The following is a 25,860-nucleotide window of genomic DNA, read 5'->3' as shown; positions in this document are numbered from 1 at the left end:
TGCTATCCCCCGCCATCCGTTTGATGGCTAGCCTAGCACATTATTGGCTGGTTTGGGCCGCGTTTAACCGGGAGGCAGGTGCTACTGCGCCTCTACGATGCTTACGCCCTCGAATTCCGGAAGCCAGTGCAGGGCCGATCGGTGCCATTTCTGTTGGGTCGGAACGAGATCCTCGCGTTGCCGCGCGGTCCCCGCCCTGATCCCATAGACCTTCGGCCCGTCGCCAACCGACGTTGCGTAAAGATGCGAACCGCAGTCGCCGCAGAACGCCTGGGCACGCTTGGCGCCGCTCGATCCCGTCTTGATATAAACCTTCGGTGTTCCCTTGGTGATCCTATAATGATCCTCAGGCGCGGGAACAGTGACACGAAAGGCGGTACCGGTCAGTTGCTGGCAGTCGGTGCAATGACAGATAGAGGTCTTTTCCGGGTCGACGTCTGCTTCATAAGTTATGGCGCCGCAATGGCACCCACCATCGATTTTCATCGTTGATTCTCCGAAATCCGTCGGGTGATCTTAGCGGGACCAGGCGATGGCGCCAACGGTGGACTGCTGGTCCGGAACTAGTCCGACGCCGCCTCGACCTGCTTGCGCCGGTGCTCCCAGGTTCCGGTCGTCTGCGGCTTGACGAACAGTCTGGTGATCTCCGGCATTTCTTTTTTCAAGAGCGCCTCGATGCGCTCGACACAGGCTTCGATCTCAGGCGCCGTCAGATGGTCCTCGAATTCGATGCTCAGCCCAGCGACGATCTGTTGCGGGCCGAGATGGACGGTGAGAACGCCGTTGGCCCGCTGCACTGCCGGATCCTGCTGGGCGATGGTCAGCACCTTGGCCTGCACTTCCGGCGAGGCCGGCTCACCGATGAGCAATCCCTTGCTTTCGCGCGCCAGAAAGATGGCGGTGGCGCCGAGGATCATCGCGATGCCGATCGAGGCGACGCCGTCGAGTTCGGGCATGTCGAGGAGTTCGGCCGCCAATATGCCGGCGAAGGCGACGAACAGACCGAGCAGGGCGGCGCTGTCCTCGAACAGGATCGTGTAGACGCTCGGATCCTTGCTCGATTGCACGGCCTGCAGCCAGCCTTGCTTGCCCTTCTGCTGGCGGAACTCCTTCAGCGCCACGTACCAGGAGCTGCCCTCGAACAGCATTGAGAGGCCCAGCACGATGTAGTTGATTTTGGGATTGGCGACCGGCTCAGGCGCCATGATGTGGACGACGCCTTCATAGAAGGACACGCCGGCGCCGAGCGCGAATACGAGCAGGGCGACAATGAAGCTCCAGAAATACAGCTCGCGGCCATGGCCGAGCGGATGCGTGCGGTCCGGCGGGCGGGCGGCGCGGTGCATGCCGTAGAGCAGCAGCCCGCCATTGCCGGTATCCACCAGCGAGTGCACGCCTTCCGACAGCATCGCCGAGCTGCCGGTGAAGAAGGCGGCGACGAATTTGGTCACAGCAATAGCGAGATTACCGGCGAGCGCCGCGTAGATGACCGTCTTCGACCCGCCATGTGCTGCCATGCTGTCCCTCCAAGGAACCTGATGTAACGCCCCTGCCGCCGAGCTCCACAGGCATCACAACGCACGAATCGCCCGGTCGTTCAGGGTCTTGTAGGCAGCTTGCGGAAAGACGCCCCTATTCGATGATCTCGTCCGTCCACACCTTGAAACCAGCCAGCGTGCCCGGTCCGAAGATGTGGGTCAGCGGCACGTCGGCGGCGTCGCGACCCGACGCGATCAGGATGCGGCCGATGCGTGGCGAATTGTTGCGCGGGTCAAAGACATGCCAGCGGCCACCGAGATAGACCTCCATCCAGGCTGCGAAATCCATGCTCGCCCAAGGTTTGGGCAGGCCGATGTCGCTGATGTAGCCGGTGCAGTAGCGGGTCGGGATGTTTAGCGCACGGCAGAAGGTGACGGCGAGGTGGGCAAAGTCACGGCAGACGCCGCTTTGCTCGCGATAGGCTTCCGCCGCGGTGCGGGTCGGCCGCGCATTGCCGTAGCTGAAGACGATATGGTTGTGGACGAAGTCGCAGACCGCCTGGACGCGCGCAATGCCAAGCGGCGTATGCCCGAACAGCCGCCAGGCTTCGCTGGCCAGCAGATCGCTCTCGCAAAAGCGGCTCGGCAACAGGAAGAGCAATGTGTCCGACGGCAGATCGCGCACCTCGTGCTGCCAGGCCATCAGGTCGCCCATCTCGAACGTGCCGGGGTCGCGGACTACCGAATCGGTGCCGAAGGTGAAGCGACCGGGCGGGGCGACGAAACGGTTGCACCAATTGCCGAAACTGTCGCGGTAGCTCTGGATCGGCACCGGCGGGTTGGAGGTCAGGAAATCCGGGCGCTCGAGATCGGAGGCCCTGGAGTAGTGGACGTTGAGCATCGCGATCAGCGGCGTTTCCTGCGGAAAATCGAAACTCATCTCGCTGCCGATGCGGATTCGCATTGTCGTCCTGACCGCACTTCCTGATCATCGCCGGGCGAAGGCATGGCCGATGCTGCAGTGCGAAGGCAACCATGGCACGGACCGGAATGGTTTACGAGCAAATTAGAAAACCGGTTGAAAGCGGCCCGCCGGCGCCGGCGACGGACGCCCGCCCCCTTGCAGTCCGGCGTTTCTCTTGTTTCACTTGGCCTCCCAGCAACTGGAGGAACGAATCATGGCTAAAGGTGCGATGAAGGCGGGCAAGGAAGCTCGCAAGCCGAAAAAAGACGCCAAGAAGCCCGCCGCGGCTCCGGCGCTGAAGGCGCCGCCCGTGAAGGCGATGAGGCTCAAGGAAAAGTAAGCCCGCCTTAGGTCGTCAATATCTTGGGACGGTTGAGATCCGGGCAAACCGTTTCGGCGCAGATTTTGACGCCGGCGGCATGAACGATGCTGCCGGCGTTTTGTTGATCGGACCGGCGCAGCCGCTTATACCGAAGCGGCGAGGACGACCTCGCGCCTTTCTCAAAAGTCCGGCCGGGACGCCCCGCCATCCTCATGGAAGGAGTGCATCCCGATGTCGTGGATTTTTCTGTTCTTCGCTGGTCTGTTCGAAATCGGCTGGGCGATCGGCCTCAAATACACCGACGGCTTCTCGAAGCCGCTGCCGACGGTGCTCACTGTCGCCTCGATGATCATCAGCCTGGGGTTGCTCGGCCTGGCGCTCAAGACGCTGCCTGTCGGGACGGCCTATGCGGTGTGGACCGGCATCGGCACGGTCGGCACGGCGCTGCTTGGCATCTGGCTGCTGGGCGAGCCGGCGACGGCCATCCGGCTCGCCTGCATTGCGCTCATCGTCTGCGGCATTATGGGGCTGAAGCTCGCCGCCTGAGCAAAGCAACCAAGGAAATCGACGCACAAACACATTCAGGGCCGCTGGAAGGCGACCCTGATGTCCGATCGTTTCGATCGAAGCGTTAGCGGGCGGAGAAGCCCGGAGGCGTCCTGCCGGTACGCTGCTTGCGGGCCGCATAGCGTGCGTCGCGCTTGGCCTTGCGTTCGGCTTCGTCGGCCAGCAAACGGGCAATGCGCTCGTTTTCTTCGGCTTCCTTGATCTTCGCTTCAGCCTGCGCTGCCTCTTCGGCCGCAATACGCGCCGCTTCGGCTGCTGCCTCGCGCTCGGCCTTCTCGACCGCCTCGCGTGCCAGCTTTTCCTGCTTCAGCCTGGCCTTTTCGGCTTCGCGTATCTCGCGAGCCTCAAGAATCGCCTTGCGTTCGGCCTGTTTGGCCAGAACCGCAGGATCATCAGCCGCCGGCTTTGACTTGAAGCGCTCCAGAAGCGCCTTCTTTGCCTCGTTCGCGGCATTGCGCCGCTCGAAAATGTCTTTTTCCCTGTAGATAGCCAAGTCCACTTCCCTGAAGTCAATTCGCGACGCTTACATACGCGCGAAAACCGAGAGTTCAAGCGCCAAAACGGTATGCCAGCCATGAAAGTTTATGCTGTTGCAGCCGGGAGACGCGTTTTCCCTGAAACAAAGCCGGCCGAAACCGACATGCACTGTTCACTATCCGCCCCTCTGGCGGCCGGGGCGGCTCGACGCTACCTCTAGCGGCAAATCAGAACATTTGGATGACATGCCATGGAACTCGGTCTCTACACTTTCGCCGACGTCAGCCCGGAGCCCGGCCCCGGCGCGATCGGCCCGCATCAGCGGCTGCGCAATCTGATCGAGGAGGTCGAGCTGGCTGACCAGGTTGGCCTCGACGTCTTTGGTCTGGGCGAACATCACCGCCCCGACTATGCCGCGTCCGCGCCGGTGGTGGCGCTGGCCGCTGCCGCCGAACGCACCAAGCGCATCAAGCTGACCAGCGCGGTCACCGTGCTGTCCTCCGACGATCCGGTTCGCGTCTTCCAGCAGTTCGCAACGCTCGACCTTTTGTCGGGCGGCCGGGCCGAGATCATGGCCGGGCGCGGTTCGTTCATCGAATCCTTCCCGCTGTTCGGCTACAATCTCGAGGACTATGACGAGCTGTTCGCCGAAAAGCTCGATTTGCTGCTGGCCATACGTGACGGCGTCAAAGTTACCTGGTCCGGCAATCTGCGCGCGCCGATCAACGACCGCGGCGTCTATCCGCGGCCGCTGCAGGACAAATTGCCGATCTGGATCGCAATAGGTGGAACGCCGCAATCTGCGGCGCGCGCGGGCGTGCTCGGTTTGCCGCTGGCACTGGCCATCATCGGCGGCGAGCCGGCGCGGTTTGCACCGCTGTTCGACATTTATCGCGATGCCGCAAGGCGGGCCGGTACCGACCCCTCGGGCCTTGCCACCAGCATCAATGTGCACGGCTTCATCGCCGGCACCACTGAACAGGCGGCCGACGATTTCTATGGCCCGCAGGCCGAAGTGATGAACCGCATCGGCCGCGAGCGCGGCTGGGGCCCGACCTCGCGGGCGCATTTCGATCAGTCGCGTGGTCCGAACGGCGCGCTGTTCGTCGGCGATCCGGAGCAGGTGGCGGAAAAGATCGTCGCCCAGCACAAGATCTTCAACAATGACCGCTTCCTGCTGCAGATGGCGATCGGCGCCATGCCGCACGCCAAGATCATGAAGGCGATCGAACTGTACGGCACCAAGGTGGCGCCGATCGTACGCAAGGAGACCGCCAAGCCCGGCGTCGCCGTCGCAGCGCCAGCCGCCTGAGCGACGGGCGGCCCGGATTGAGGGCCTTGCCGGCTAACGGAACCTTGGGCTTGCAGAGGCGTTTCCGTCAGGGGAAAGCACCAATTGCGGTGCGCCGCTGAGGGAAAATCATGAAAGCCGAACCCGCCGCTTTGGGTGCTGGCCTTGCCGAGACCGAAGAGGCGAGAGTTGTGGCGCGTGCCGACACGCATCTGATGCGTTCGCTGCTCATCGGGATCTTCCTGTTCATGGCCATCTACGCGCTGTATTTCGCGCGTGCTTTCTTCATGCCGGTCATCCTCGCCTTCCTGCTGACGCTGACGCTGACACCGATCGTGCGCTTCCTGCGCAAGCGCGGCATTCCGGAAGTGGTTTCGGCGACAATGTTGGTCGTGCTGTCGATCTGCGTCTTCGGCGTTGCCGGCTATCTGCTCAGCGGCCCGGTCATCGACCTTCTCAACAACACCTCGTCGATCGGCCAACAACTTACCGAGCGGCTGGCGCAATTGCGGCGTCCGCTCGAGAGGATCATGCAGATCTCGCATCAGATCGAGCAGATGACGGAGACCTCGCAGGAGCCGGGCATCCAGAAGGTGGCGATGGCGCAGTCCGGTGTCCTGTCGGCCGCCGCCAGCAACGTCCTGTCGGCGGGGACAAGCCTGACCATCATCTTCGTGCTGTCGCTGTTCCTGCTGGCGTCGGGCACGATGTTCTATGAGAAGATCATCCAGTCCTTCGCCAGCCTCAGCGAGAAGAAGCGGGCCTTGCGCGTCGTCTATGACGTCGAGCGCGAAATCTCGCATTATCTGCTCACCGTCACCGTCATCAATGCCGGTCTCGGCGCGGTTATCGGCCTTGGCCTGTGGGCGCTCGGCATGCCCAACCCGCTCGTCTGGGGAACGATGGCGGCGCTGCTCAACTTCCTGCCCTATGTCGGCGCGCTGATCACCATCGTGCTGGTCAGCGTCATTGCGATGATCAGCTTCGACTCGATCACCTACGCCCTTTTGGCGCCGGGCTTCGTGCTTTTGTGCGACATCGTCGAAGGCCAGTTCGTTACGCCGATGGTTGTCGGCCGACGCCTCGAGATCAACGCCGTGGCGATCTTCATCGCCATCGCCTTCTGGTCCTGGCTTTGGGGCTTTGTCGGCGCGCTGATGGCGGTGCCGCTGCTGGTCGTCGTCAAAGTGTTCTGCGATCATTTCGATGGCCTCAGCCATGTCGGCAATTTTCTCGCCGCACAGCAGACGGCCGTGGTGGAGGAGGAAGCGGCCGAAGAGAACGGAAAGGCCGCGCCATAAGCTTGCCGCGCCTGTCCGTCATCTCGCATTTGTTGTCTTCAGGCGGAGTGCCTATATCGAGCCGGTCAACCCGGACCCTCCGATGAACGATGCCTCCTTCGACCTCGACGCCTATTTCGACCGCATCGGCTATCGCGGCCCGATCGATGCTCCGCTCGGCACGCTGAGCGCGTCGCATCGCCAGCATCCGCAGGCGATCCCGTTCGAGAATATGGACCCGTTGCTTGGCACCAGCTCGACATCCTCATTCCCGACCGCGCCTTCCAAACAAGGGGCAGGCAGTTGAACATCGTAAAGGCTTGAGGCCCATGACCGCACTTTCCGTTCTCGACCTGTCGCCGATCGTCGAAGGCAGCGACGCCTCCCAATCGCTGGCAAATTCGCTCGACCTGGCCCGCCATGCCGAGCGGCTCGGCTACAGGCGCTACTGGCTGGCCGAGCACCACAACATGCCGGGCATCGCCAGCGCGGCGACCGCCGTGGTCATCGCCCATGTCGCCGGCGGCACCAAGACCATCCGCGTCGGCGCCGGTGGCATCATGCTGCCCAACCATGCGCCGCTGGTGATTGCCGAGCAGTTCGGCACGCTGGCGGCACTGCACCCCGGCCGCATCGACCTCGGCCTCGGCCGGGCGCCCGGCACCGATATGGGAACAGCGCGCGCGCTGCGCCGCAATCTCGAGGCGTCAGACAATTTCCCCCAGGACGTCGTCGAGCTGATGGGCTATTTCCAGCCGGCCGCGGAAGGCCAGCGTATCCACGCCGTGCCCGGCGAAGGCCAGAAGGTGCCGGTCTGGATCCTCGGTTCCAGCCTCTATGGCGCGCAGCTCGCCGCCATGCTCGGCCTGCCCTATGCGTTTGCCTCGCATTTCGCGCCGGCCGAACTCGACCATGCGCTGGAGATCTACCGTTCGCGCTTCCAGCCTTCGGAACAGCTGGACAAGCCCTATGTCATGCTCGGCCTCAACGTTTTCGCCGCACCGACCGATGGAGAGGCCAAACTGCTGTTCACCTCGTTGCAGCAGGCCTTCGTCAATCTGCGCACGGGGCGGGCCGGCCGCCTGCCGCCGCCGGTCGAGGGCTATGACCAGACGCTCGAGCCGATGGCAAAAACCATGATTTCGCAGGCGCTGTCCTGCGCCGTCATCGGCTCTCCCGAAACCGTCCGGCAAGGCATAGACGCGTTCGTGCGCCGCACCGGCGCAGACGAGCTGATGGTGACCGCGCAGATCTTCGACCATGCGGCACGCGTGCGCTCGTTCGAAATCCTGGCCGAGGCGCATAAATCGCTGTCGCAGGCCGCGTGACGCTTTTGCCTGTGTCTGCTGTGGGCAGGCGCCTTCCTCAGCCAGGAGCCGCCTCTCTCACGCATAGGTGACGTTTTCTTGTGGTTTCGAAGCCCTGACTGGGCGCTTCGCCGGGGGATCGCGCAGATCCTGGGGTTTTGAGCGCGGTTGGAGCACATCCGGGCCGCTGGGCGGCTGTTCAAAGGCGCCAAGTGCGGCGCGGTGGATGCCATGCGCAGAATGCTTGCGCCCGATGCCGCCTGTTCTTATATACGCGCCAAGCCGCCCAGTGCCGGAATGCCGGTTGCCGGAGCGGAATTTCTTGTGAACAGGGGCTTTCGTCGGAACGCCTTACGGGTCCTGAGAGCCTGCTTAGCGGAGAGACTAGAAAAATGGCAAAAGTAATCGGTATCGATCTCGGCACCACCAACTCCTGCATCGCCATCATGGATGGCAAGGAGCCCAAGGTCATTGAAAATGCGGAAGGCGCGCGCACGACGCCTTCCATCGTCGCCATCTCGGGCGACGGCGAACGTCTCGTCGGCCAGCCGGCCAAGCGCCAGGCGGTCACCAATCCTGAAAACACCATCTTCGCGGTCAAGCGCCTGATCGGCCGCCGCTATGACGACCCGGTGACGGAGAAGGACAAGAAGCTTGTCCCCTACAAGATCGTCAAGGGCGACAATGGCGATGCCTGGGTCGAGGCCGGCGGCAAGAAGCAGTCGCCCAGCCAGATCTCGGCCATGATCCTGCAGAAGATGAAGGAAACGGCGGAGGCCTATCTCGGCGAGAAGGTCGAGAAGGCGGTCATCACCGTTCCGGCCTATTTCAATGACGCCCAGCGCCAGGCCACCAAGGACGCCGGCAAGATCGCCGGCCTTGAGGTGCTGCGCATCATCAACGAGCCGACGGCTGCAGCACTTGCCTACGGCCTCGACAAGAAGGATGGCAAGACCATTGCCGTCTATGACCTTGGCGGCGGCACGTTCGACATTTCGGTGCTCGAAATCGGCGACGGCGTGTTCGAAGTGAAGTCGACCAATGGCGACACCTTCCTCGGCGGCGAGGATTTCGACATGCGTCTCGTCGAATACCTGGCGGCCGAGTTCAAGAAGGAACAGGGCATCGACCTGAAGAACGACAAGCTTGCGCTGCAGCGCCTCAAGGAGGCGGCTGAAAAGGCCAAAATCGAGCTGTCGTCGACGACGCAGACCGAAATCAACCTGCCCTTCATCACCGCCGACGCGACCGGCCCCAAGCACCTGACACTGAAGCTGACCCGTGCCAAGTTCGAGCAGCTGGTCGACGATCTCGTCCAGCGCACCATCGAGCCCTGCAAGGCAGCGCTCAAGGATGCCGGGCTGAAGGCTGGCGAGATCGACGAAGTGGTCCTGGTCGGCGGCATGACCCGCATGCCCAAGATCCAGGAGATCGTGAAGCAGTTCTTCGGCAAGGAGCCGCACAAGGGCGTCAACCCGGATGAGGTCGTCGCACTCGGCGCCGCAATCCAGGCCGGCGTGCTGCAGGGCGACGTGAAGGACGTGCTGCTGCTCGACGTGACGCCGCTGTCGCTCGGCATCGAGACGCTGGGTGGCGTGTTTACCCGCCTGATCGAACGCAACACGACCATCCCGACCAAGAAGAGCCAGGTGTTCTCGACCGCTGAAGACAGTCAGTCGGCCGTGACCATCCGCGTCTTCCAGGGCGAGCGTGAAATGGCTGCCGACAACAAGGCGCTCGGCCAGTTCGACCTGGTCGGCATTCCGCCGGCGCCGCGCGGCGTGCCGCAGATCGAGGTCACTTTCGACATCGACGCCAACGGCATCGTCAACGTTTCGGCCAAGGACAAGGGCACCGGCAAGGAGCACCAGATCCGCATCCAGGCCTCTGGTGGCCTTTCGGACGCCGACATCGAGAAGATGGTCAAGGACGCCGAAGCCAATGCCGAGACCGACAAGCAGCGGCGCGCCTTGGTCGAGGCCCGCAACCAGGCCGAGGCGCTGGTGCACTCCTCCGAGAAGTCGCTGAAAGAATATGGCGACAAGGTTTCGGAAACCGAGCGCACGGCGATATCGGAGGCTATCACGGCGCTGAAGGCTGCTGCCGAAGGCGACGATGCCGCCGACATCGAGGCCAAGTCGCAGACGCTTGCCGAAGCATCCATGAAGCTCGGCCAGGCCATGTACGAAGCTTCGCAGAAGGAAGCGGCGGAAGCCGACGCCAAGGCGGACGCGGCCAAGGATAGCGATGTGGTCGACGCCGATTTCGAGGAAATCGACGAAAACGACGAGAAGAAGAAGTCGGCCTGACCGGTTGACGGCAAATAAAGCGGAAAGCCCGGCGCAAAGCCGGGCTTTTTTGCAACCCTCGCTGAAAAAGTGCGGGCCTTGCCGAAAAAGTCACTGAAAAACACAGGCACAAGCGCGCCGGCCCTAGCATCCGGGCAGCACCGCTCCTAAATCGAGACAACGTGCCGGCAAACGACGCAACATGCATCAAGACGTTGAGCATCCGGACTGCGGGAAAAGATGAAAGCTGATTTCTACGAGACGCTGGGCGTGCAAAAGGGCGCCGACGAGAAGGAGCTCAAGAGCGCTTTCCGCAAGCTGGCCATGCAGTTCCATCCCGACCGCAATCCCGGCGATCACTCATGCGAGCATAAGTTCAAGGAAATCAACGAAGCCTACGAAACGCTGAAGGACCCGCAGAAGCGCGCGGCCTATGACCGTTTCGGTCACGCCGCCTTCGAGCAGGGCGGCATGAATGGCGGCGCGCAAGGTTTTGGCGCCGGCGGCTTCGCCGACATTTTCGAAGATATTTTCGGCGACATGATGGGCGGGCGCCAGCGCCGCTCGTCGGGCGGCCGCGAACGCGGCGCCGATTTGCGCTACAATATGGAAATCACGCTGGAAGAAGCGTTTGCCGGCAAGACCGCGCAAATCCGCGTGCCGGCCTCGATCTCATGCACGGAATGCTCCGGGACCGGCGCCAAGCCCGGCACCCAGCCGGTGACCTGCTCGATGTGCCATGGCCACGGCAAGGTACGAGCGACGCAAGGCTTCTTCTCGATCGAGCGTACCTGCCCGCAATGCCAAGGCCGCGGCCAGACGATCAAGGACCCGTGCCCGAAATGCGCCGGCCAGGGCCGCGTCACCGAGGAACGCTCGCTGTCGGTCAATATCCCGGCCGGCATCGAGGACGGCACCCGCATCCGGCTTGCCAATGAGGGCGAGGCTGGCCTGCGCGGCGGCCCATCGGGCGACCTCTATATTTTCCTGGCGGTGAAGCCGCATGAATTCTTCCAGCGCGACGGCGCCGATCTCTACTGCAAGGTGCCGATATCGATGACGACGGCCGCCCTTGGCGGCTCGTTCGAGGTGACTACGCTGGACGGCAGTCAGACCAAGGTGAAAGTGACCGAAGGCACGCAGAACGGCCGCCAGTTCCGCCTCAAGGGCAAGGGCATGCCGGTGCTGCGCCAGCCCAATGTCGGCGACCTCTATATCCAGACCGCGGTCGAAACGCCGCAAAACCTGTCGCGCCGCCAGCGCGAGTTGCTGGAAGAGTTCGAGCAGCTGTCGTCGAAGGACAATTCGCCCCAGTCGAGCGGCTTTTTCGCCCGCATGAAGGACTTTTTCGAATCCTTCGGCGAGCACTGAACCCAAGCCAAGGCCGCCACGCTTCCCAAACGTCATCAACATCTTATGCCAGATCGCGCCTTGCCTTGGACCTGTTAGCTGCTAAGTAGCGTTCGGGGAGTGTTGAGGAGAACTTGCATGGCACGTGGTCCGGGATTGCGGAAGGCGCTGGCGGAAAAGTTCGACGACGAACTCAAATTCTTCAAAGGCTGGATCGACAAGCCGAAGTCGGTCGGTTCGATCGTGCCGACAAGCTCCGTCACCGCCCGCAAGATGGCTTCCATCGTCAATCCGAAGTCCGGCCTGCCGGTGCTTGAAGTCGGCCCCGGCACAGGCGTCATCACGCGTGCAATCCTCGCCCAGGGCGTTAAGCCCGAAAACCTCTACGCGGTCGAATATTCCACCGATTTCGTGCGCCATCTGCGCCAGCTCTATCCCGGCGTCAACGTCATCGAGGGCGATGCCTTCAATCTCAACGCCACGCTTGGCGAGAAGAGCGGTATGGTTTTCGATTCCGTCGTCTCCGGCGTGCCGCTGCTCAATTTCCCGGTCGCACAGCGGATCGCCTATATTGAAAGCCTGCTAGACCGCATCCCGGTTGGACGGCCGATCGTGCAGCTGACCTATGGGCCGTTGTCGCCGATCCCGCCCGGCCGCGGCAATTACACGGTCAAGCATTTCGACTTCATCTTCCGCAACATCCCGCCGACGCAGCTGTGGATCTACCGGCGCGAAGCGCATTAGCTGGTATTGGGGGCGGGAGAAGTCTCTGGCGCCTTGTAGAGGATCGCCGTCTCCCGAAGGAAGCTCGATTGAGGGTCGATCCACATCCTTGACTGTTATCCGCCTCGCAAACTCGTGGCGACCTCTCTGATCGCCGCGCACATGGCCCGCACGGCCGTTGCTTCGGCGCTGCTGGAGAACAGAAGCAGCAGAGGCCGACGCGCACGCGGCTCAAGAGGACGCCTCGCAACGATTCGCTGCCAATCGGCCGGAAACGCCAGGCCTGGCGCAATCGACAAACCGCGCCCGGCCCCCACCAGAGCAAGCAGCGCCGCCATATCGCTCGCCGACAGGATGACAACTGGCGCAACGCCAAAATCCTGGAACAATTCGGCAAGCATTGGTCCGCAGCCGCCGCTCGACATGATGAATGGCTGGCCGTCGAGAGCGCGGATCGGAAATGACCCGCCTTGGACTGAGTTCTTTTGCGATGACGCCACAAAGAGTTCGTCGTCGACAAGTTCCTCGGCTTGGCAATTGCCGGCGATGTAGGACAGTCCAATATCGGCGGCACCGCGATCGACCCACTCCGCCACCTCGGTATCCGTGCCCAAGAGCAGTTCGACAGCAAGCTCCGGGTGCCGGACGGAAGTAATGTTCAACGCATATGGAGCAATCTTTACCGAGGCGCTGCTGACCAGCGCGAGCCGTACTCTGCCTTTGATGGAGTGTTCCCGTAGGCCGACAAGACGGCCTAAAGCATGCAAAGCGGCGCGCGCCGCGTCCAAAGCCGCCTCGCCGGTTGCGGTGAAAGCGACACCGCGCCGATCACGTATGACGAGGGGCGCGCCAACGATCTCCTCCAGCGCCTTCATTGCATGGCTTATGGCCGATTGAGAAAGACAGAGCCGCTCGGCGGTTTTGGTGAAGCTGCGCGTCTCGCTGAGCGATGTCAGGACGCGCACCATCGTGATGTTGATATTAGCTTTGTTCATGGCTGCCGAAATATCTTTCATTTCGCTCATATTAAAGAGCGCTGTAGGTTTTGTGAAGGTGAGGGAAACGACCCTCGAAATCGGCGAGCGGCTTTCCTGGCCTCTCCGGCATGCAGGCGTGCGGTACGACGAGACTGAAACTGGAGTATCGCATGAGCTACCTTCCGCAATTCCTGACCCTTGCTTCGGTCTTCCTGCTCGGCGCCATGAGCCCAGGACCCGATTTTGTAGCCGTGACTTCCCATGCGCTGATCAGCCGTCGCGCGGGGTTCCATGTGGCGCTTGGCATTGCCGCAGCGATCATGGTGTGGGCGGCTCTCGCGATGTGTGGCCTGGGCCTCGTACTGACGCAGATTGCATGGGCTCACCTTGCCGTCCGGATCGCCGGCGCCGTGTATCTCGGTTACCTGGGCAGCAAGATCCTTTTGTCGGCTTGGCAGGCGCGGCCACCGCTGGCCGTCAGTGGCGCAGAGACTACGGCTCCCTGGCGAAGCGGCTTCGTTGTCGGAATTACAAATCCGAAGACAGCCGCCTTCTTCGCGAGCCTGTTCATATCGGTATTGCCGATGCAGGCTCCGATCTGGGTCCAGGCAGTGTCGCTGGCCATAATTGGGCTGGTCGCGATGGCGTGGTTTGGGCTTGTCGCGCTGATGTTCTCCACAAGAAGGGTTCGGGCGGTATATGGCAGCGTCCGCAGGCCGATAGATGCCTTGCTCGGAGTTGCACTCATCGCGCTGAGTGCAAGAATTGCGGTCACCCACTAGCATAGCCCAGCTGCTCGGCACACCCTTCACGCGCTTGCCCCCCGATCGTTTCCGTTTTTTGAGCCAGTGCGTTGATTTGCGCAGCCTCTGGCTGTACCTGTCCGGGAACAAGAGTGGCCAATGGCTGTGATCGCGAAAATCCTCGTCTTCGCCGGCTCGGTGCGCAGCGGCGCCTTCAGCGGCAGGACCGCCGATGTGGCGCAGAAGGAGCTGGCCATGCAAGGCGCCGAGGTGACGCGCATTTCGCTGGCCGACTATCCGCTGCCGATCATCGACGAGGACCTCGAAAAGGAAAAAGGCGTTCCCGACAACGCCGTGAAGCTCGGCCGGCTGATCGCCGCCCATGACGGGCTGCTGATCGCGACGCCGGAATATAATGGCTCGATCCCGCCATTGCTCAAGAACACGATCGACTGGGTAAGCCGGGTGCGCCTGGATGGCGGCCGGCCGGTGAGGCCATTTGTCGGCAAGGTCGCCGGCCTGTGCTCGTCTTCCAACGGACATTTCGCCGGGATCCGCTGCATCAACCATCTGCGCGCCGTGCTGGTGCGCTGCCAGCTGGAGATGGTGACGCCGGAATGCTCGGTATCCGATGGCGGCAATGCCTTCGACGGCGACGGCAATTTCAGGGATGATAGACTGACCAAATCGATGGAGCACCTATGCCGCACGCTGATCGAAACCTCGCGCATGCTGTCGACCCGGACCGGGGCATGATTTCCACAGCCATGCAGGCCCACACCATGAGAGACAGGCTGATCGTCGGCCTCGACGTGCCGACGGTGAAAGAGGCCGAACAGGCGGTGCGCGAACTCGACGGCGTCGTCTCCTTCTACAAGATCGGCTATCAGCTGGCCTTCGCCGGCGGGCTCGACTTCGCCAGGGAGTTGGCCAGCGGCGGCACCAGAATCTTCCTCGACATGAAGCTGCTCGACATCGACCACACGGTGGCCAAGGGTGTCGAGAACATCGTGCGCATGGGCATGACCATGCTGACCATCCACGCCTATCCCAAGGCGATGCGGGCCGCGGTGGAGGCCGCCAGGGGCAGCGACCTGTGCCTGCTGGCGGTCAGCGTGCTGACCTCGATGGACGAGCAGGACGTGATCGACGCCGGCTATGAATATGACCCGCACACGCTGGTGCTGAGGCGCGCCGAACAGGCGCTGCATGCAGGCATGGGCGGCGTCGTCTGCTCGGCCGAGGAGGCGGAAGCGGTGCGCCGCATCGTCGGACCCGACCTGGCGGTGGTGACGCCGGGGATACGGCCCAAGGGCAGCGACCATGGTGACCAGAAACGCGTGGTGACGCCCGGCCAGGCGATCCGCAACGGCTCCAGCCATCTTGTTGTGGGCCGGCCAATCGTGGCGGCAAGCGACAGGCGCGCGGCGGCGGAAGCCATACTGGAAGAGATGCGCGCCGCGTAACGAGGAGAAGAAAATGCGCAAGGGATACTGGATAGCCCGCGTCGATGTGCGCGACGCTGAAGGCTACAAGGACTATGTCGCTGCCGCCAAGCTCGCTTTCGACCGTTTCGACGTGAAGTTCCTTGCCCGTGGCGGTGAGCATGAAAAGGCCGAGGGGCCTGGCCGCGCCCGCAATGTCATTATCGAGTTCGAATCGCTCAGCGCGGCGCATGACTGCTACCACTCGCCGGAATACCAACGCGCCGTCGCCATCCGTCAGAAAGTGGCCGATGGCGAGATCGTGCTGGTCGAGGGTATCTGACGCGCGAAGCTGCTCTGCTCAGTGCGGCGCTTCCTCCTGCGCCAGCACCTCCAGTTGATGGCGGTGCCCCGACAGCTCATAGCCGACAACGGTGACGGCCGGCGCTAGCGTCAGTAAGATGAGGCAGACCGCCATGTCGACGCCGGCAAGGGCGGCGATGATGGCAAGTGCGACGACCGCAGCCGTTCCCGCCAGCAGCCAGACGTGGAGGGGATCGAAGCGCTGGACGAGATAATAATACAGCGCATAGATCGCCCCCAGGAACACGCCTAGCGGAATGGCGACTGACAGCAGGGTCGCTACCGGGCCGTTATGGGTCTTGTGCTCGATGAAATAGGCCGCGACATGCAGCCCGGCGCCGGTGGCGACGATGGCCGCCACGATCAGCATCTGGCCATAGCCCCAGACAAAAGAGCGATTGCGGTGCTGGTGCAGCACCGTCCCCGAGGGCAGCATGTAATAGACCCACCACATGCCGAAGGTGAGACCCATTCCGGCAATGCCGATCAAGGCGGCATCGAGGTTCCAGCCCTGCTCCTCGACCACGGCCGACAGCGTCGCCAGCGTGCCGACCACCCCTTCGCCCAGCGCGATGATGGCGAACAGGCTGTAGCGCTCGGCGACGTGGTGCGCGTGCCAGGGCGTGCCGCCATCCCGGCGCTCGGCGATCGCCGGCCCGGCAAGCTCGATGAGAACCAGGATGGCGCCGAAAGCCAGGCTGGTCTCCAGCGAGAAATCGACCAGTATCTGCACCACCCAGCCGATCTGGGCGATCGCGATGGCGACGGCGTAGGTCAGGCAGGCACGCCGCCGCCCAGGGTCCTGCCGCGCCGCGCGCAGCCATTGGAAGATCATGGCGACGCGCATGATGACGTAGCCCAGCACCATGACCGAATTGTTGAGGTGTTCGCCATGCTCGATCGAGGCGAACATGCGCGGCAGGCCGATGGCCAGCACCAGCACGCCGATCATCTGCACCATGGTGACGAAGCGGAAGATCCAATCGTCGGTGTCATAGGCGGAGGAAAACCAGGAGAAATTGATCCACGCCCAGCAGATCGCGAAGCTGGCAAAGCCGAAGCCGATCAGCGCCGCCGCGTAGTGGCCCTCGGCCAAGGCATGCGCCAGTTGCGACGAGGCAAGGCTGAAGGCGGTGACGAAGGTCAGATCGAACAGCAGTTCGAGCGGCGTGGCGACGCGATGCGCCTCATGCGGATCGCGCCCGGCCATGCGCCTGATGTGATGGTGGAGGGAGCTTGCTGGTGTGCTCATCGCGCGGCCTTGCCTGAGGACTGTCCCGCGACACTAAAGGTGGAGCAAAAGCCGTCAAGGCGCGGTACGTCGCGCTGGTCCCCGCGGCCGTTCAGATCGCCTGTCGGTTCAGTCGGTTCGCCGCCGTCTCGGCAACCGCATCGGCCAGCGTCATGCCCCATTGCATCAGGCAATAGGCGCGGAAATCGAAGCAGGGCAGGCCGGGACAGACCTCGAACTCGATGAGGTGGACATGGTCGTTAGCCTCGACCCTGAAATCGAGGGAAAACACGTCTCGCAGGCCGAGCCCGCTGACCAGCCGCTCGGCGATGCGGCGGATGGTTGCCGCGGCTGCCGGCTGGGTGTCGGCAACCGCCTCCAGCACCGGCTCGCTGTATAGTCCAGCCGCCTTGGCGGCCTCGCCGGTGTCGCCGTAAAGCGCCATCGAGTCCGCCATGGTCTGGAAATCGCCGCCGGAGTCGACGAATGCAACGCCGAGCGCTTCCGCCCCGGCATCCGTTTGCAGCCCAAGGAAGCTGGCGCGGACATTGCGACCGCCGACATAGGGCTGGACGACGACATCGTCGCGATAAGCGGCATAGACCCGCCGGCTAAGCTCCAGCGCATGGGCCAGGTCGTTGCAGCGTGAATCCGGCCAGATGCCTACCTTGGAGCCGAGCCGGTTCGGCTTGACGAACCAGCCGGCTTCCGAAGCTGGCGGGTCGGCCAGCCAGCGGCCGTCGCGGGCCAGGCCTGCCTGCGGCGCCGGCAGGCCGAGCGCGCAAAGCACGGCGCCGGAACGGAACTTGTCCTGGCAAAGCGCGAACAGCGCATCGTCGGCTCCGATGGTTCTAAGCCCATTCAGCCTGGCAAGTGCGGGCGCTGCAGCACCGCGGAAATAGGCGATGCCGTCGGTCAGCGTCCAGACCAGCGTGGTTGCGGGATCGGCCTTCGCCAGCGCGCTTGCCGCATCGTCGAGTGCAACCGGCATAAAGGCGAGGCCGCGCCGCCCGCAAGCGGCGGTGATTTCATCGAATTCGGGCGCGAGATCGGTCGATTGCGCCAGATAGGACGAGATTTCCAGGGCGCGCTCGGCGGGAAAGCCGTCGGCGACCAGCCGGTCGAGACAGGCCTTTTCCGGCTCATGGACGAGGATCAGGGTCGGGCGCGGCATGGATCAGGACCTTCGGTGGTGTTGTCCCACCATGGCATGGCCCCTGCTTCAGACTTGCGCGAAACCGACCGAGGCGGACGCCTGCGCGACAGCGCTCAGGCGATGACCACGCGCGGCTCGAAGCGGCCGTTGACGGGGATGTCGAGCAGGAAGGTCATGCCGGCCTGTGGGTCGAGCTTGCGCTGCTTGTCGTCCTTGCCTTTCCAGGCCGAGGTCACCGCCAGCCGATCGGCCTTGGCCCCGACAAAGGCCGGGCACGAGGACTGCCCCGCCGGCACGGCAATTTCGCGCAACAATGTGCCGTCCGGCGCATAAGCCTTCACCGCCTTGCCGCCCCAGACGGCATTCCACAGCACGCCGTCGCGATCAACGACCGAGCCGTCGACAAAGCCCTTGGACGAGCGATGGTCGACGAACACTTTAGACTCGCCGACCGGCAGGCCAGTCGCCGGATCGCAGGCGACCCGCATCAACAGGCCGGTCGAGGTGTCGGTGTAATAGGCAATCGAGCCGTCTTCGGAAAAACAGATCGAATTCGATACTGTGATGCCGGTGTAAAGCGTGCGCAATTCGCCCTTGAAGAACCAGTAGATGGCGCCGGCGCCCTTCTCCTCACCCTTGCCCATCGTGCCGACCCAGAAGGCGCCGCACGGATGGACGCGCGAATCGTTGGAGCGGGTCAGCGCATTGTCGGCCTCGATGGGCGTATGCAGCGTCAGCTTGCCGGTCGAGACGTCGCGGACATGCAGGCCGGTCTCGGTGGCGATGAGCTGGCGATTGTCATCGACAATGGCGATGGCGCTGGCCATCTGACCGAGCTCATGGACTTTCCGCGCGCCGGACGTGACACCCTGCTCCAGCAGCAGGCCGTTGACAATGTCGAACCAGAACAGCGTATCGGTGGCGGGATCGTAGCTCGGCCCCTCGCCGAGCTCGCAGACATGGTCCGAGAAAACCGAAACGTTTTCCATCATGCCGCTCCGCCGAACGCCGCATCCCAGGCCGTCACCGCCGCCTGCGCGCGCGAGGCCACCTCGTCGACGCTCATGCCGGGTTTGAACAGGCTGGAGCCAAGACCAAAAGCAGTCACCCCAGCGGCTTTGTAGCCGGCAAAGTCTTTGTCGGAAACGCCGCCGACGGCGCCGACCACGGTATCGGCCGGCAGCACGGCGCGCATCGCCGAAATGCCGCTAGGCCCGAGCACGCTTGCCGGGAAGAATTTGAGCGCCGAAGCCCCAAGCCTAATCGCCTGAAAAGCTTCGGTGGGCGTGAACACGCCTGGCATCGTCACCATGCCATGGTGCATGGCGCGGGCCATGACGTCGGCATCGATGTTGGGGCTGACCAGCAGCCGCCCGCCGGCCTTGGCCAAGGTGTCGACATCGGCTGAAGTCAGCACCGTGCCGGCGCCGACCAGCGTCGTCTTGGGCAAAGCGGTGACAATGCTGGCGATCGATGAAAACGGTTCCGGCGAATTGAGCGGCACCTCGATGGCTTCGATGCCGGCGTCAAACAGCGCCTGGCCGATGGCCACCGCCTCGGACGGCTTCAGCCCGCGCAGGATGGCAACGAGGCCGCGCTTCAGCTTCGGGAAAGGTGCGGTCTGGGTCACGCTGTCACTCCACTCTGGTGAGTCATTTGGCGATCATGCCATTTTCTCGCGCCGCTTCGATAAGCCCGGCACGCACCGCCTCGTCGGCGTCGACCGTCCTGACGGCAAGCCCGGCAAGGTCGAGCGCCTGCCGGTAGAGGGCTGCTAGCGAGCCGGACGCAACCAGCACGATTGCGGTGGTGCTTTCGCCATAGCGGCGGCCCGCCGAGGCGATCTCGCCGCCGATCAGCAGGCCGGACAGGCAAGCGGCGGCATCGTCGGCCTTGAGGTTCTGCAGCAGGCCGGCGGCGCGGATCGAGAACAGCCGCGAGGTGACATCGCCGCCCTCCGCCAAAGCCTTGCGGCACCATTCCTGGAAGAACGGATTGTCCGGAGTGACCGGCTTCGGGCTCTCGCCCAGCGAATGGCGCAGGATCGAGTGAGTGGCCAGCACCGAAAACAGCTCGCCGGTCGGCCAGGTGCAGAAGCCGTCGACCGCGCCGTCTTCGACCAGAACCCATTTCGAATGGGTGCCGGGCATGCAGACGAGATGGCGACCTTTTGCCGGCAAACCGGCGCCGGCAAGCTGGGTTTCCTCGCCGCGCATTACGTCCGGCGCATCTTCCAGGCGCTGCGCCAGGCCAGGCACGATGCGGATGTCGCGGCTCTGGCCGGGAATGCGGGCGGCCCCCGCGAGGATGGCACTGAGCGGCGCCGGCACGGTGATGTAAGGCGCTTCCAGCCAACCCTGGCGCGAGCCGGCCATGCCGCAGATGATGACCGGCAGTGTGTCAGGCGCGCCGAGCGCCGCGAGATGGCCTTCGAGGATGGTCGAAAAGCCTTTTTGCTGCGCGGTGATCAGCCCATCATCGCCGCGACGCTCGGCAAGCACCCCGCCCGCCTCGTCGACCAGCCAGACCCGCATGCGGGTCGTGCCCCAGTCGACGGCGGCGACTGCCGGCGTGCCTTTTGCCGGATTTTGATTCACCGGGCTCACAGGAAACCCCCGTCGACGATCAACATCTGCGCCGTCAGCATACGCGAGGCGTCGGAGGCCAGGAACAGCACCGTGCCGACGATGTCGTCGGGCTGCATGACCTGCTTGATGCATTGCTTGGCGACATGGGCGGCGAGCCCCTGCTCGGTGACCCAGAGTTCCCTCTGCCGCTCGGTGATCACCCAGCCCGGCGCAATCGCATTGACGCGGATGCCGTCGACCCCAAGCTTGCCCGCGAGACCTTTGGTGAGGCCGAGTATGCCGGCCTTGGCGGCGGTGTAGGCCGGCATATCGGGGTGGTTGATGAGATAGGAGGTTGAGGTGAAGTTGATGATCGAACCGCCGCCGGCCCGCTTCATGCCCGGCGCGACCGCCTGTGCGGTGAAGAAATGCGGGCGCAGATTGACGGCGAGATTGTTGTCCCAGAACTCGACGGTAACGTCAGCGACGTCGTGGCGTTCGTCCCAGGCGGCATTGTTGACCAGCACGGTGACGTCGCCATGCGCCTCAGCCGCTTTGGCGGCCGAAGCGCGCAACGCCTCGACGTCACGCAAATCGGTCTTGAGGTAGAGCGGTCGCCGGCCAAGTTCTTTTTCGACGCGGTCGGCAAGCAGCGTGCTTGGGCCATCGGCGATGTCGATGAAGGCGACATGGGCGCCCTGGCGAACGAAGCCCTCGGTCAGTGCCGCACCAATTCCGGAACCGCCGCCGGTGATCAGCACCGAGGCTCCCCTGAGGTCGACAAAATCGGCCGATGGCATCATATTTTTCTCTCCCGATCCGGTCGGCGCGCATCCTATCCAGCCAAGTCCGGGGAGCAAGGGCGAAAACGGCGATTTGTTTGGCTTATGTCAGACAAAAGGACGCAAGATGGCGGCCACAGTCGATCTTGGCTCGCACCGCTGACTTGCTCGACGCAGGCAAGACCGCCGGTCAGACTGCCTTGGCGTAGAGGGCGCCGCGATAGGAATCGCGGAGGTAGCCGAGCGTGGCGTCGGCGTCGACCGGTTTGCCGAAGAGATAGCCCTGGCCGCCGGCGCAGCCGAACTGGACGAGGCGGTCGGCCTGCGCCTCCTCCTCGATGCCTTCGGCGACGACATCCATGCCGAGCCCTTCGCACATGGCCAGAATGGCGCGGATGATGTGTTCCGACGGGCGGTCGTCGAGGATCGAGGAGACGAAGGCGCGGTCGATCTTGAGCTTGTCGAAATGGAATTCGCGCAAGCGGCCGAGCGAGGACTGGCCGGTGCCGAAATCGTCGAGCGAGACTCGGATGCCGACGCGACGCAGGTCCTCGACGATCTTCTCGGCCGAGGCCGGATCGTTCATCAGGCCGGTTTCGGTGATCTCGATCTCCAGCCGTCGCGGATCGAAGCCGGTGCGGTCGAGGATCGACAATATGTGCAGGCCGGTGTTCTGGTCGACGAGTTGCGAGGGCGACAGGTTGAAGGACAGGAACAGGTCCTTCGGCCAGCTGCGCGCCGCTTCGGTCGCCTTGCGCAGCACCAGCTGCGACAGCGGGCCGATGATGCCGCGCTCTTCGGCGATCGGGATGAACACGGTCGGCGGCACCACGCCGAGGTCGCGATCGGTCCAGCGCGCCAGCGTCTCGAAGCCGATGGTGCGGCGGGTGGTCAAATCGACGATGGGCTGGAAATGCGGTTCGACCTCACCGGCCGAGACGGCACGGCGCAGCGCCTGTTCGATGCGGGTGACGCGCTTGGCCGCCTCTTCCATTTCGCGGGTGTAGACGACGACCCGGCCACGGCCCGAACGCTTGGCGTGGTAGAGCGCCGTTTCGGCCTTGTTGACGAGGATTTCCGTGGTTTCGTCGCCGGAATAAAAGAGCGAGCAGCCGACCGAGGCCGAAAGCCTGGCGGTGCGTTCGCCGACATCGTAGGGCGCCGACAGGATTTCGATCATCATGCGCGACTTCTCGGCCGCCGCTTCCTCCGAGAACACCATCGGATACAGGAAGGCGAATTCGTCGGCGCCGATGCGGCAAACGGTGGAGTGGCTGTCCATCGAAGCGCGCAGCCGCATTGCCACCTGGATCAATATGTCGTCGCCGGCCTTGTGGCCGAACAGATCGTTGATCGGCTTGAAGCCGTCGAGGTCGAGAATGCCGACCGTGAACGGCGCGGGATCGTCTGCACGGTCGCTGATCAGGCGATCGACCTTGTCGAAGAAGCGGCGATGGTTGCCGAGCCCGGTCAGCGCATCGGTGAACGCCAGATCCGAGTTTTCCCTGCTTGCCTGCCCGGTGCCAAACGTCGTTTGCATCGGTATCCCTGTTTGTGACGCCCGAAATTTAGGCTGAGACTGGCAGCAAAGCGTTTAGGAAGCGTATCGCGAAATCGATTTTTCGCTGGCGAATGATGCTTTAGCGGACGCGGTAGAGTTCGACCGGGGTTCCGCGCGTTTCGGCCACCGGTTCGAGCCAATCGGGGACGCTTCCCTGCATCAGCCTGGCCAGGAAGCCTTGCGGCGCCTTGGCGGCAAGCATCTTGCTTTCGGCGCTGCCGCGGCAGAGCGCCATCAGGCCGACGTGGTGAGCCGCCGCGATCATCCTCGCCTGGTCCGCCGATCCGAGGAAGGCATCGAGCGCAAGCAGGTCGCCGGCGATGTTGCGATGATAGGGGCCGGCAAAGACGCGGTGCCCGGAATAGGCAAGGATGGGCGAGCCGAGATTGGAAATGGCAAGCACCGTGGTGTCCGGCAGCCGGGCCAACGCCGCGAAGGAGGCCTTGCGCTCGCAGGACGGATCGCTGTCGGTGTCCTGTGCCTCGACCGAGACCTTGCTGGCCTCGAATACGCTCGACGTCGCGGCGGCAGCGCCGGCCCAGACGGCATTCGCCGACACCAGCCAGACCGCCGCCATGCGCAGCGATACGCTGCGCGCAGGGCTGATCCTCGCCCGTTCGCGCCAGCTTGCGATCCAGGCCGACAGCGGGATGACGGCAAAGGCGATCGAGAATGTCGAGCCGCGGACCTGCCAGGCGCTGACGATGAAGGCGCCGACCAGCAAGGCGCCGACGAGGCTGTCCTGGCGGCGCCATGGTCCGCGCAGGCGAAGCGCCATCAGCGCGATCGCCACCAGCGGCGTGACATAGCGCGCCGCCAGCGACGCCGGCTCATTGACGGCAATACTGAACAGCGACTGCGCCTCGTCGATGTGATCGAGCCACAATTCCTTGAGGCGCGGATCGAGGTTTGCGTAGGGAGCCGCAAGGCATTGCGGAAACAGCGCCACGATGACGGCGCCCAGCCCAAGCGCGAGCAGGCTAAGCGAGATCAGGCGGCGGCTGGCCGTGCCATTGGACACCGTGAGCGACGTCACGGCGGCAAGCCCCAGTCCGGCGATTGCCGCCACCACGAACTGCACAGCCGAGAAGGCATCGCACTGCGGCTGGCCCATGGCCGATGGCGGGATGGTGGTGACGAAGACGAGGGCTGAAACCCCGGCAAAGCCGAGACCGAAATCCCTGGCGATCCGGCGTTCGCCGCCGGGATCGACGACGAACAGCAAAGCGATGCAGGCGCCGATGGTGGCGACATAGGGCGCGGTTTCCATGCCGACGGCCAGCGTCAGGGCCGCACACAGCCCGGAAATCAGCGCCGCCCAGCGACGCGCCGGCGCCTCGAGCAGCAGGCTGAGGCTGGCCATGGTCAGCGTCAGCTGGACATTGTGATGATCGAGCGCACCCGGCAAGAAAATGCCGATGAAATGCAGCGCCGCCGCGCCGATGACGATAGCGGGCAGCACGGCGCCGACGCCGGCGAAGCTGCGTGCCGCACGGGCTGTAAAAAACACCGCCAGGCAGAACAGCAGCGACGGCCACAGCACCTGTGCGATCGCTTCGGCCATGGCCATGCTGCCGGTCAGCGCCGAGGCGGCGAGGATGATGACGGCGAGCGGTGCGTCGACCAGCCGCGACCAGTGCATGACGAAACCGCCTTCCGGCCCCATCCTGTACTGATGCAGGTCGAACCAGCCCTGGCCGGCCAGCATGTCGCGAACCTCGACCAGCCGCAGCAGGCTGTCATTGTCGCCGCCGGCATTGCTCAATTCGCGAAAGCCCGTGGCGGCATTGACAGCCAGCACCACCAGCATGGCAAGCAGCGCCAGCGTCATATCGGACTTCCAGGAGGAAGCACCCGCCTTGGCTGCGTTCATCATCATGACCTTCGTCGGAAAGACTGCGGCCTTAAACCTAGCCTTAACAGCTTCAATAAATAGTAAAGTCGCCTGAGCGAGGCCGCATATGAGCGCGGCCGGAGGCTCCGCCGGGCGTCGGGAGACGGAAATGCCGCACGAAGTCCGCCATGAGCCGGCCATTGCCGTGCTCCTGCCTTGCTACAATGAGGAACTGACCATCGCCGAGGTGGTGCGGCGCTTTCGCGAGACGCTGCCATCGGCCGAGATCTATGTCTATGACAACAATTCGCGCGACCTGACGGCATTAAAGGCCCGCGCGGCCGGCGCCATCGTCATCCGCGAGCCGCGCCAGGGCAAGGGCAATGTCGTGCGGCGCATGTTCGCCGACATCGATGCGGACATCTATCTGATGGCCGATGGCGACGGCACCTATGCGCCGGAAGATGCCTCGCTGCTGATCAACATCCTGCAGACCGAGCGCTGCGACATGGTGGTTGGCACCAGGCGCGGCGTCACCGACGATGCCGGCCGTTCCGGCCATGCCTTTGGCAACCGCATCTTCAACAGCCTCTACAAGCGGCTGTTCGGCACCGACTTCACCGACATCTTCTCCGGCTACCGCGTCTTCTCGAGGCGTTTCGTCAAGAGCTTTCCCGCGGTTTCCGGCGGCTTCGAGATCGAGACCGAAATGTCGGTGCATGCCTCGCAGCTCAAACTGCCGGTGAGCGAGATCGCGCTCGATTATGGCCGCCGGCCTGAGGGATCGTCGTCGAAGCTGTCGACCTATCGCGACGGCGCCAGGATCCTGTGGATGTTCGCCATGCTGATGAAGGAAACGCAGCCGCTGCGCTTCTTCGGCGCCTTCGCGATTTTCTTCCTGGCGTCGAGCCTTGCCCTGATGACGCCGGTGCTGATCGAATTCGCCCAGACCGGCCTCGTGCCGCGCATGCCGACCTGGGTGCTGTCGGTCGGCCTGCTGCTGCTCTCGATGCTTGCGATGGTGACCGGATTGATCCTCGATTCGGTATCGCGCGGACGCGCCGAGCAGAAGCGCATTTTTTATCTCTCGGTGCCGTCAGGCCGGGTCGAACGGCGCGAACGCACTGGTGAAATCCCGAAGGCCGAACCGGGCAAGACGCCCCGGGCCGCCTGAG

Annotated in this window: 27 protein-coding genes; 14 read left to right on the top strand and 13 right to left on the bottom strand. The window is 63.7% G+C overall.

Annotation, left to right across the window (positions count from 1 at the left end):
* Positions 1-81: 81 nt before the first annotated feature.
* The 3 genes from NKI32_RS03485 to NKI32_RS03475 form a co-directional block, all read right to left on the bottom strand.
* On the bottom strand, positions 82-486 hold the full coding sequence (locus NKI32_RS03485; RefSeq protein ID WP_023673210.1) for a GFA family protein: 405 nt from the start codon (positions 484-486) through the stop codon (positions 82-84).
* A 77-nt stretch (positions 487-563) separates the two neighbouring features.
* Positions 564-1,517 (bottom strand): cation diffusion facilitator family transporter, encoded by a 954-nt coding sequence (locus NKI32_RS03480; protein ID WP_023710395.1) that lies wholly within the window; start codon positions 1,515-1,517, stop codon positions 564-566.
* Positions 1,518-1,632: 115 nt separating this feature from the next.
* Entirely contained in the window at positions 1,633-2,442 is an 810-nt protein-coding gene (locus NKI32_RS03475; RefSeq protein ID WP_027049053.1) for a transglutaminase-like domain-containing protein, read from the bottom strand.
* 214 nt (positions 2,443-2,656) lie between these two features.
* Between NKI32_RS03475 and NKI32_RS03470 the strand changes: the two genes are divergently transcribed.
* Positions 2,657-2,782, top strand: a complete 126-nt coding sequence (locus tag NKI32_RS03470; protein ID WP_006200611.1) for a hypothetical protein — start codon at positions 2,657-2,659, stop codon at positions 2,780-2,782.
* Between the two features lie 213 nt (positions 2,783-2,995).
* The gene (sugE, locus tag NKI32_RS03465; protein ID WP_023681326.1) at positions 2,996-3,310 is read left to right on the top strand and encodes a quaternary ammonium compound efflux SMR transporter SugE; all 315 of its coding nucleotides are present in this window, start codon (positions 2,996-2,998) and stop codon (positions 3,308-3,310) included.
* Positions 3,311-3,395: 85 nt separating this feature from the next.
* Here the strand turns inward: sugE and NKI32_RS03460 are convergent, their stop codons facing one another.
* A complete protein-coding gene (locus NKI32_RS03460; protein WP_023673205.1) occupies positions 3,396-3,824 on the bottom strand; it encodes a DUF6481 family protein in 429 nt (142 codons plus the stop codon).
* 234 nt (positions 3,825-4,058) lie between these two features.
* Between NKI32_RS03460 and NKI32_RS03455 the strand changes: the two genes are divergently transcribed.
* The 7 genes from NKI32_RS03455 (at position 4,059) to pmtA (ending at position 12,068) form a co-directional block, all read left to right on the top strand.
* The gene (locus tag NKI32_RS03455; protein ID WP_023710393.1) at positions 4,059-5,120 is read left to right on the top strand and encodes an LLM class flavin-dependent oxidoreductase; all 1,062 of its coding nucleotides are present in this window, start codon (positions 4,059-4,061) and stop codon (positions 5,118-5,120) included.
* Between the two features lie 110 nt (positions 5,121-5,230).
* Positions 5,231-6,400 carry an AI-2E family transporter gene (locus NKI32_RS03450; RefSeq protein WP_023681324.1) on the top strand — a complete coding sequence of 390 codons (1,170 nt, stop codon included), beginning with the start codon at positions 5,231-5,233 and terminating at the stop codon, positions 6,398-6,400.
* A gap of 82 nt (positions 6,401-6,482) precedes the next feature.
* Entirely contained in the window at positions 6,483-6,686 is a 204-nt protein-coding gene (locus NKI32_RS03445; protein WP_352535252.1) for a hypothetical protein, read from the top strand.
* A 22-nt stretch (positions 6,687-6,708) separates the two neighbouring features.
* A complete protein-coding gene (locus NKI32_RS03440; RefSeq protein WP_353001851.1) occupies positions 6,709-7,707 on the top strand; it encodes an LLM class flavin-dependent oxidoreductase in 999 nt (332 codons plus the stop codon).
* Between the two features lie 371 nt (positions 7,708-8,078).
* Positions 8,079-9,995 carry a molecular chaperone DnaK gene (dnaK, locus tag NKI32_RS03435; RefSeq protein WP_023673200.1) on the top strand — a complete coding sequence of 639 codons (1,917 nt, stop codon included), beginning with the start codon at positions 8,079-8,081 and terminating at the stop codon, positions 9,993-9,995.
* A 219-nt stretch (positions 9,996-10,214) separates the two neighbouring features.
* Complete coding sequence (gene dnaJ / locus NKI32_RS03430) at positions 10,215-11,345, top strand: molecular chaperone DnaJ (protein WP_023681322.1); 1,131 nt, start codon at positions 10,215-10,217, stop codon at positions 11,343-11,345.
* Positions 11,346-11,462: 117 nt separating this feature from the next.
* Positions 11,463-12,068: a phospholipid N-methyltransferase PmtA gene (gene pmtA, locus NKI32_RS03425; RefSeq protein ID WP_023681321.1), complete on the top strand. Its 606-nt coding sequence runs from the start codon at positions 11,463-11,465 to the stop codon at positions 12,066-12,068.
* 95 nt (positions 12,069-12,163) lie between these two features.
* On the opposite strand, the gene NKI32_RS03420 is transcribed toward pmtA, so the two are convergent.
* Entirely contained in the window at positions 12,164-13,072 is a 909-nt protein-coding gene (locus NKI32_RS03420; protein ID WP_023752354.1) for a LysR family transcriptional regulator, read from the bottom strand.
* Between the two features lie 122 nt (positions 13,073-13,194).
* Between NKI32_RS03420 and NKI32_RS03415 the strand changes: the two genes are divergently transcribed.
* From NKI32_RS03415 to NKI32_RS03400, 4 genes are all read left to right on the top strand, one after another.
* Entirely contained in the window at positions 13,195-13,806 is a 612-nt protein-coding gene (locus NKI32_RS03415) for a LysE family translocator (RefSeq protein WP_023703809.1), read from the top strand.
* A gap of 120 nt (positions 13,807-13,926) precedes the next feature.
* Positions 13,927-14,523 carry an NADPH-dependent FMN reductase gene (locus NKI32_RS03410; protein ID WP_023703810.1) on the top strand — a complete coding sequence of 199 codons (597 nt, stop codon included), beginning with the start codon at positions 13,927-13,929 and terminating at the stop codon, positions 14,521-14,523.
* Positions 14,520-15,233, top strand: coding sequence for an orotidine-5'-phosphate decarboxylase (gene pyrF / locus NKI32_RS03405; protein ID WP_023701963.1), 714 nt, complete (start codon positions 14,520-14,522; stop codon positions 15,231-15,233). Before NKI32_RS03410 ends, pyrF begins: the two co-directional genes overlap by 4 nt.
* 13 nt (positions 15,234-15,246) lie before the next feature.
* Positions 15,247-15,534 (top strand): DUF1330 domain-containing protein, encoded by a 288-nt coding sequence (locus NKI32_RS03400; protein WP_023701962.1) that lies wholly within the window; start codon positions 15,247-15,249, stop codon positions 15,532-15,534.
* A gap of 18 nt (positions 15,535-15,552) precedes the next feature.
* On the opposite strand, the gene NKI32_RS03395 is transcribed toward NKI32_RS03400, so the two are convergent.
* The 8 genes from NKI32_RS03395 to NKI32_RS03360 form a co-directional block, all read right to left on the bottom strand.
* Positions 15,553-16,806, bottom strand: a complete 1,254-nt coding sequence (locus tag NKI32_RS03395; RefSeq protein ID WP_353001849.1) for a low temperature requirement protein A — start codon at positions 16,804-16,806, stop codon at positions 15,553-15,555.
* A gap of 91 nt (positions 16,807-16,897) precedes the next feature.
* Positions 16,898-17,959, bottom strand: a complete 1,062-nt coding sequence (locus NKI32_RS03390) for a D-alanine--D-alanine ligase family protein (protein WP_352862044.1) — start codon at positions 17,957-17,959, stop codon at positions 16,898-16,900.
* 95 nt (positions 17,960-18,054) lie between these two features.
* Entirely contained in the window at positions 18,055-18,930 is an 876-nt protein-coding gene (locus NKI32_RS03385) for an SMP-30/gluconolactonase/LRE family protein (protein ID WP_352655468.1), read from the bottom strand.
* Positions 18,930-19,571 carry a 2-dehydro-3-deoxy-6-phosphogalactonate aldolase gene (locus NKI32_RS03380; protein ID WP_352789061.1) on the bottom strand — a complete coding sequence of 214 codons (642 nt, stop codon included), beginning with the start codon at positions 19,569-19,571 and terminating at the stop codon, positions 18,930-18,932. Before NKI32_RS03380 ends, NKI32_RS03385 begins: the two co-directional genes overlap by 1 nt.
* A gap of 22 nt (positions 19,572-19,593) precedes the next feature.
* Complete coding sequence (locus NKI32_RS03375) at positions 19,594-20,538, bottom strand: 2-dehydro-3-deoxygalactonokinase (protein ID WP_353002152.1); 945 nt, start codon at positions 20,536-20,538, stop codon at positions 19,594-19,596.
* 5 nt (positions 20,539-20,543) lie between these two features.
* The gene (locus NKI32_RS03370; RefSeq protein WP_353001847.1) at positions 20,544-21,311 is read right to left on the bottom strand and encodes an SDR family NAD(P)-dependent oxidoreductase; all 768 of its coding nucleotides are present in this window, start codon (positions 21,309-21,311) and stop codon (positions 20,544-20,546) included.
* Positions 21,312-21,480: 169 nt separating this feature from the next.
* On the bottom strand, positions 21,481-22,830 hold the full coding sequence (locus NKI32_RS03365) for a putative bifunctional diguanylate cyclase/phosphodiesterase (RefSeq protein ID WP_023681311.1): 1,350 nt from the start codon (positions 22,828-22,830) through the stop codon (positions 21,481-21,483).
* Positions 22,831-22,930: 100 nt separating this feature from the next.
* Positions 22,931-24,730, bottom strand: coding sequence for a hypothetical protein (locus tag NKI32_RS03360; RefSeq protein ID WP_023739807.1), 1,800 nt, complete (start codon positions 24,728-24,730; stop codon positions 22,931-22,933).
* 124 nt (positions 24,731-24,854) lie between these two features.
* Here NKI32_RS03360 and NKI32_RS03355 point away from each other — a divergent pair, with 124 nt between their 5' ends.
* The gene (locus tag NKI32_RS03355; protein ID WP_023732778.1) at positions 24,855-25,859 is read left to right on the top strand and encodes a glycosyltransferase; all 1,005 of its coding nucleotides are present in this window, start codon (positions 24,855-24,857) and stop codon (positions 25,857-25,859) included.
* Position 25,860: the final 1 nt, after the last annotated feature.

It is taken from the genome of Mesorhizobium sp. M0761 (assembly GCF_040320205.1).
Classification (GTDB): Bacteria; Pseudomonadota; Alphaproteobacteria; order Rhizobiales; family Rhizobiaceae; genus Mesorhizobium.
Note: the sequence above shows the minus strand (reverse complement) of the source record. Positions and strands in the feature narration are given on the sequence as shown.